Below are 5,561 nucleotides of genomic sequence, written 5' to 3'. Positions count from 1 at the left end.
TTATGATAGCGCACGATCATAACTGGACATGCTGGTAGCTCGTACATGCCTGAAGGCCCTGCGCGCCGACCCAGCGCCGGGGCCTTTTTACTTCCGCAAAATCGATTCCAGCAACGTGGGCACTTCGCAGGATGTCGCAATCCCGCGCTTGCGATGATACGCCGTACAGCGAATTGCGCGAGTCAAACGAATTTGGGTTCCTCAAATATAGAATCGTCGATACCGATCCTGATGGATCGAGCCTCGACGACGAAGTCAACCATCTTCAAACGGAATTATTCAACATTGCCGAGAGCTCCCGGTGTGCCGCCGAAGCCGACATTCGGGAGGTCAGCGGTCACCAACGATCATGGTGATCGCCAGCATCTTTCGTATTCACATGACCGTCGGCCTGGTACTTTCCCGAGGCCATGACATGAGTGGGTCTTCCAAGCACCGATTTGGCCCGGTAGGATTTGCAGGGGGCGCGGACAAGCGGATGAACAAACGGAATGATGCTGGAAAACTGCGCGCCTGCTGGGATTTAGCCGACCGTCGATAGGAACATAGCCCTGGTCGACGGCTTTCTGAAGGGCAAGAGTTTCGCCGACCTGGCTCAGGAACATGGCTTGTCGACAACGAGGGTGCGCCAAATCATCGAGAAGGCCGATCGGCTCGTGGGCGGCGGCATTCAGACCAAGACTGAAACGTCCAACGCCTCGCCTCGATCCGATTTCATGGTCGACTATCCCTATGTGTGCAAATTGGCCGAGAAGCACCGGCTGGGTAGCGTCACGCCGCATCATTCTTTGCGGAGCTGGAGCGCGCGGGATCGCCGGAGCGGCTGGTGAAAGCGGTTGCCGGGGCGCACGCCAACAACAACACGTGAGCTGGCGCCTCGTGTGGCAAAAGGAGAGGGCGAGAGCCCATGGCCTGCAATGAAGCGATCAAGCATTGCGATCGTGGAACCAAGCTGCCCAGTCGACCATCCGGACCGCGGCCTTCAATGCCAGCTCGCCTTGGAATCGGCCTTCCAGGAATTGGCTGAGCGCGCAGCGGAATCCGGCTGGACCGAGGAGATAGCCACGCGCTCCTCGAACTCGCCGGCGCGCGCCTCAGGAGCGACTCCGCCAATGACGAGACTGAGAGGACGATTAATCGTGCCAGGGCAACGAGAGAGCGGCAGGTTCAAGAAGCCTCGCCTGACCCGATAGGAACGTCGCTGCGCCAATAAAATTGGCGGTGAAGGCTGACCGCGGCCGAGTCGGGCAAGCGAGCGAAGTGCTGAAATAAGGGCGTGAGAATCCAAGACATCGTTTGTAGAGAGCATCGAGCTTCGCGAAATTGTGGTACAGGATCGACCGCAGGTGTTCTCGGAGCGCTCGCAGAACCCGGGATTCTTCCGCGGCACCCGCCAAGGCGAAGAACGGTCAGAGTTGCACGATAACGCTTAAAAGCGAGCCTTCCTCCGAAAGTCTGCGCGCGCAGTTCCACGGTCCGATGCGCTTTCATAGCTATTCCAATCGCCGCGCCCATTCTCTCCCGGATCAGGTCCAGCGGGTCTGCAGTGCATGCGCCCCCAAAGTGGACGCCATTGGGCCGGGTGAACCGGGCTCGATTGCGCGCCGAAGGCCCGTTCCAGGCCCGGAAATCCGGGTCCGTCAGGGCGAGCGCGTGCGGGTCGAGGTAGAGAACGGCCTTGCCGAGAAAACGACCGTGCACTGGCATCGCGTGCGTGTGCCACATGCCATGGATGGCGTGCCTCACCTCACGCAGAAGCCGATTGGAGCGGGCGAGCGCTTCGTCTACGAGTTCGACGCCGTCGACGTCGGCATCTGCTGGTATCACCCGCACCAGCGGAGCTTCGAACAGGTCGGGCGCGGACTTTATGGTCCGCTGATCATCGAGGAACCGAAGGCGGTGCGGGCCGATCGCGAGGTGACCTGGATGCTCGGTGACTGAGGGCTGACGAAATCTGGCGCAATCAGCGAGGATTTCGGCAACCGGCACGACATTCACCACAATGGCCGCGTCGGCAACACGGTTACCATCAATGGCCGCGTGCCGGATACCTTTGCGGTCAGAAAGGGCGAGCGCATCCGGCTGCGGCTGATCAACGCCGCCAATGCACGCATCTTCAGTCCCGACTTCACGGGTTTTCAGGCCGGCCGTCATCGCGCTCGACGGCCAGCCGGTGACGCCACACGCGCCGGAGGCGGGTGGTGCTGGGTCCCGCAATGCGCACCGATCTGATCCTCGACATGACGGGCAAGCCGGGCAGCCGGCTTTCGATCTTCGACCAGTTCTACGAGGGGCTGGAATATGAGCTCGTCGATCTTGTTTATTCCGACACTCCGCTTAGGGCACGTGTGCCTGATTGGCCGCTGACCCTGCCGACCATTCCGCTGCCGGAGCCGGACCTCGATACAGCGTCCCGCAACGAAGTCGTCTTCACCGGCGGCATGATGGGCGAGATGGTGGCGCAGGACATGGGTGAAAGCATGGGTCCGGGCGCATGATGCAGGACGATGAATTCCGGCACCGCCTGGTTCATCAACGGCGTCGCCGCCGACGAGGCCAATCACGACATGAAGCCGGGGCTGACGCTCTTGCGGAATAAGAGCCACGTCATCGCCACGACCAACGCAACCGCGTGGCATGATCCGATCCATCTGCACGGCCATTCCTTCCGGGTGATTTCCCGCAACGGCCAGCCCACCCCACGTCGCGAATGGCAGGACACGGCGCTGGTTTCGCCGCGCGAGAAGGTCGAGATCGCCTTCGTCGCCGACAATCCCGGCAATTGGATGTTCCACTGCCACGTTCTCGAACACCAGGCGGCCGGTCGCCTGACCAGTCCACAAGCCGAAGGAGAAGCAAAAATGTCCAATACCCTGATAGCTCTTGTCCTCGCCTCGATCCTGTCAGGCGCCGCTCCGGCGTTCGCCGGCGAAAGGACGTCACGCTCTACAAGAACCCGCAATGCGGCTGCTGCGAAGGTTATGCCGGCTATTTGCAGGAAACGGCTTCGCTGTCACCGTCAAGGCCGACGCACGACCTTTTCGCCATGAGCCGCGAAGAGGGCATTCCGCCGGAAGCCGATGGCTGCCTTCTCTCGTTCATCGACGGCTATGTGGTGAGCGGCCATGTGCCGGTCGGCACGGTCAACAAGCTCTTGACCGAGCGGCCCGACATCAAAGGGCATGACGCTGCCCGGCATGCCGATGGGCTCCCCCGGCATGAGTGGCACGAAGGAAGCGCCCTTCGAGATTCTCGAAATCCGGAAGTCTGACGGGACCGGCGGCGTCTACGCCACGGAATAGGAGGCTTCGATGATGGAATGCATGAGCGGCATGATGATGTTCGGCATGGGCCTGGTGTGGCTGCTTGTCGTCGTCGTGCTCGTCCTCGGGACGGCCGCGCTGATCAAGTACCTGTTCTCCAGCGGCGGCAAAGGAGAAGGGCGTCGGTCCTCTTATCGATGCGTGGCCGCGGCAGGCCTCGGATTGGTCTGGACATTGCCTTGGCTCGCCAACCGGATGGCCGGTGGCGGCGCCCCGGCCGCGGCGATAGCGCTAGGCAAGACGGTTTTAGCCAGGCGAAGGTCAGCGCGATTGGAAAGCCCGCTGCCTTCGGGACGCATGCCGGCGCCGGGACCGGCCGCGGTCGTCGGCGGCGGCTACCAGAGCGACATGCCGGGCTTCGGGAATGTCCTCACCGACGAGGAGATCCGGGCCGTTCTGGCCTTCATCAAAAGCACATGGCCCGAGCGGGAACGCGCCTATCAGGCAGATGAGCCGCCGGGAGCGGGAGCAGACACAGTGAGACCAATCCTAGCCGCGGAGCCCTCGAACGCCCCCAACCGGAATGCATTGTCCATGAAAGCGAAACCGTCGCTTGCGATTCAATTTCTGGCGCTGATCCTCGCGACCTCCGCGCTGGCCCACCATCCGGGCGCCGATCTCGACAAGATGAGGGACAGCGCGGAGAGGTTCTTCCAGGCGATCGACGAGCAGGCCGCGCCGCCTTTCGAACTGGCCGACGCGGACGGAAGGGCCGTCCGCCTTTCCGATTTCTCCGACAAGATCGTGGTGCTCTACTTCATGACGAGGTAACCTTGGAAGAAGAAGGCGACGGCCACTGGCGGCAGGATGGCAAGCACGCTGGCCGCAAAAAGCGGCCCATACTCATAGAAGCGGGCCGGTTCTGTCGCAAATCGTGCTTTTGGCCACAACTGGACGCTTTCGCGCGCTTATGGACCAGCTCACATGTCCAACAACGCAAGCAGATGACAGGGCTCGACGTGCCCCGGGGTGGCGCCCTACTTCCACGCTCGCACTGTCACACTCCCGCCGAAAGGCGGGTTTAGTGAGTTATGGCAGTGACTGTGCCACCAGTCCAAACGTCGAGTTTCGCGGCAACTTCGACGCTTTCCTTAGCTGACTTGCCCAAAACCAGCGCGGCCAAAGCATACTGCTTGCCGCTCCCGATGGCATAATATTCACCTTTCACGGGATCACTTGGCAGCCAATTGCCGTCCAACAATACGGCTTCCCCATTTTTGCGCACTATCAGCGCCTCAAATTCAAAATTGTCGTCGTTGCGCGGCACAGGAATATCAGAAACATCCATGCCCTTCTCAACCCAGTCTCGAACGGCCTTTGGAATACCCAAGGACGAAGAGGAAACGCCGATGAGTGTGCCGTCGCATAAGCGAAACACCTTCGTTTTCTCACCGACGGATACTGAGTCAAAACCCAAGGCTCGGCCGTCGCCAGCCATGGTTCCGTTCCTGTAAGCTATTGTTGTCATTGGCACCCTTCTATCGCTACATCAAACTTCAGGACCTTGCGCATGTCCCCTGTGTCAAGGTCACTGACCCACGGCCTATTTGCCTGATACACGATACAGGCTGCGCTCCTTGAGTTCGCGCACGGGTGGCCGTCATCTTGCCGCCTTCGCGCAATGCCTTGAACAGGCCGAGTCTGTCCCCCAGCGGGAATGACAACCACCTCCATGTCGTTGAAAAGCAGGAAATCCGTCACTTTGCCTCGTCGGTAACGGGCGGAGCCGGAGCGGTCGTCACCGGGCAAGCGCGGTCGCAGTAGGTATCCTGGGCAGCCCGTCAGACATGGATGGCTCCGGTTGTGGTGACGGGGAGGGCGATAAGCAAGTTCGGGCCAAGTGATTGTTCCGCGGCTGTATGTTTTGGTGAGGTGATCATGCGACTTCTTGTTGGTCGGTCACGTGTTTGCGGATAACCAGCATGCGCTGTGCCAAATGAGAAAACCATTTAAAGTCAATCCAGCAGATCTGACTGTATTCCGACATTGTCGGAAATTGGACATCGCCGAACGCGAGCGCTCGGGGCTTGTGATGATACTTGGGCGTGCTGCTTCGGAGGAGGGATGCGCCTCGTACCGGCCGCGAAGCCTTCCTGCATTTAAGGCGCCAGATCAATTGAACGCGCATACCAGTCAGCCGTCCCGTCGTTTAGTCCAAATGGCGATCCATCTCAGCGCGCTCACGCCATCCACCTTTCTGCGCGACCCAAGCTAAACACGCTCGGCGATGATTAGGAT

8 protein-coding genes are annotated in these 5,561 nt (G+C 60.5%); 6 read left to right on the top strand and 2 right to left on the bottom strand.

From position 1 onward, the window contains the following. The first annotated feature begins 623 nt into the window (after nt 1-623). Nucleotides 624-830, top strand: a complete 207-nt coding sequence (locus EN738_RS29880; protein ID WP_091600627.1) for a hypothetical protein — start codon at nt 624-626, stop codon at nt 828-830. Nucleotides 831-982: 152 nt separating this feature from the next. On the opposite strand, the gene EN738_RS35740 is transcribed toward EN738_RS29880, so the two are convergent. Continuing rightward, nucleotides 983-1,171 carry a hypothetical protein gene (locus tag EN738_RS35740; RefSeq protein WP_158302651.1) on the bottom strand — a complete coding sequence of 63 codons (189 nt, stop codon included), beginning with the start codon at nt 1,169-1,171 and terminating at the stop codon, nt 983-985. Between the two features lie 482 nt (nt 1,172-1,653). On the opposite strand from EN738_RS35740, the gene EN738_RS36535 reads away from it, so the two are divergent. The 5 genes from EN738_RS36535 (at nt 1,654) to EN738_RS36970 (ending at nt 4,094) form a co-directional block, all read left to right on the top strand. Next, nucleotides 1,654-1,941, top strand: a complete 288-nt coding sequence (locus EN738_RS36535) for a multicopper oxidase domain-containing protein (protein ID WP_236473615.1) — start codon at nt 1,654-1,656, stop codon at nt 1,939-1,941. 275 nt (nt 1,942-2,216) lie between these two features. Beyond that, nucleotides 2,217-2,498, top strand: a complete 282-nt coding sequence (locus EN738_RS36530) for a hypothetical protein (RefSeq protein WP_245494810.1) — start codon at nt 2,217-2,219, stop codon at nt 2,496-2,498. Between the two features lie 69 nt (nt 2,499-2,567). Continuing rightward, a complete protein-coding gene (locus EN738_RS36525) occupies nt 2,568-3,050 on the top strand; it encodes a multicopper oxidase domain-containing protein (protein ID WP_245494809.1) in 483 nt (160 codons plus the stop codon). Continuing rightward, nucleotides 3,047-3,271, top strand: coding sequence for a DUF411 domain-containing protein (locus EN738_RS36520; protein ID WP_236372580.1), 225 nt, complete (start codon nt 3,047-3,049; stop codon nt 3,269-3,271). Before EN738_RS36525 ends, EN738_RS36520 begins: the two co-directional genes overlap by 4 nt. Nucleotides 3,272-3,311: 40 nt before the next feature. Beyond that, complete coding sequence (locus tag EN738_RS36970; protein WP_244529185.1) at nt 3,312-4,094, top strand: redoxin domain-containing protein; 783 nt, start codon at nt 3,312-3,314, stop codon at nt 4,092-4,094. A gap of 250 nt (nt 4,095-4,344) precedes the next feature. On the opposite strand, the gene EN738_RS29845 is transcribed toward EN738_RS36970, so the two are convergent. Further along, complete coding sequence (locus EN738_RS29845; protein ID WP_063169404.1) at nt 4,345-4,761, bottom strand: hypothetical protein; 417 nt, start codon at nt 4,759-4,761, stop codon at nt 4,345-4,347. Between the last annotated feature and the right edge of the window lie 800 nt (nt 4,762-5,561).

The organism is Mesorhizobium sp. M4B.F.Ca.ET.017.02.2.1, assembly GCF_003998955.1.
GTDB lineage: Bacteria > Pseudomonadota > Alphaproteobacteria > Rhizobiales > Rhizobiaceae > Mesorhizobium > Mesorhizobium abyssinicae.
Note: the sequence above shows the minus strand (reverse complement) of the source record. Positions and strands in the feature narration are given on the sequence as shown.

What these genes read in the sequence shown, in the direction of transcription:
- EN738_RS36530 (WP_245494810.1), top strand. Translation starts at nt 2,217, where the DNA reads ATGCGCACCGATCTGATCCTCGACATGACGGGCAAGCCGGGCAGCCGG.
- EN738_RS36525 (WP_245494809.1), top strand. Translation starts at nt 2,568, where the DNA reads ATGAAGCCGGGGCTGACGCTCTTGCGGAATAAGAGCCACGTCATCGCC.
- EN738_RS36520 (WP_236372580.1), top strand. Translation starts at nt 3,047, where the DNA reads ATGAGCCGCGAAGAGGGCATTCCGCCGGAAGCCGATGGCTGCCTTCTC.
- EN738_RS36970 (WP_244529185.1), top strand. Translation starts at nt 3,312, where the DNA reads ATGATGGAATGCATGAGCGGCATGATGATGTTCGGCATGGGCCTGGTG.
- EN738_RS29845 (WP_063169404.1), bottom strand. Translation starts at nt 4,761, where the DNA reads ATGGCTGGCGACGGCCGAGCCTTGGGTTTTGACTCAGTATCCGTCGGT.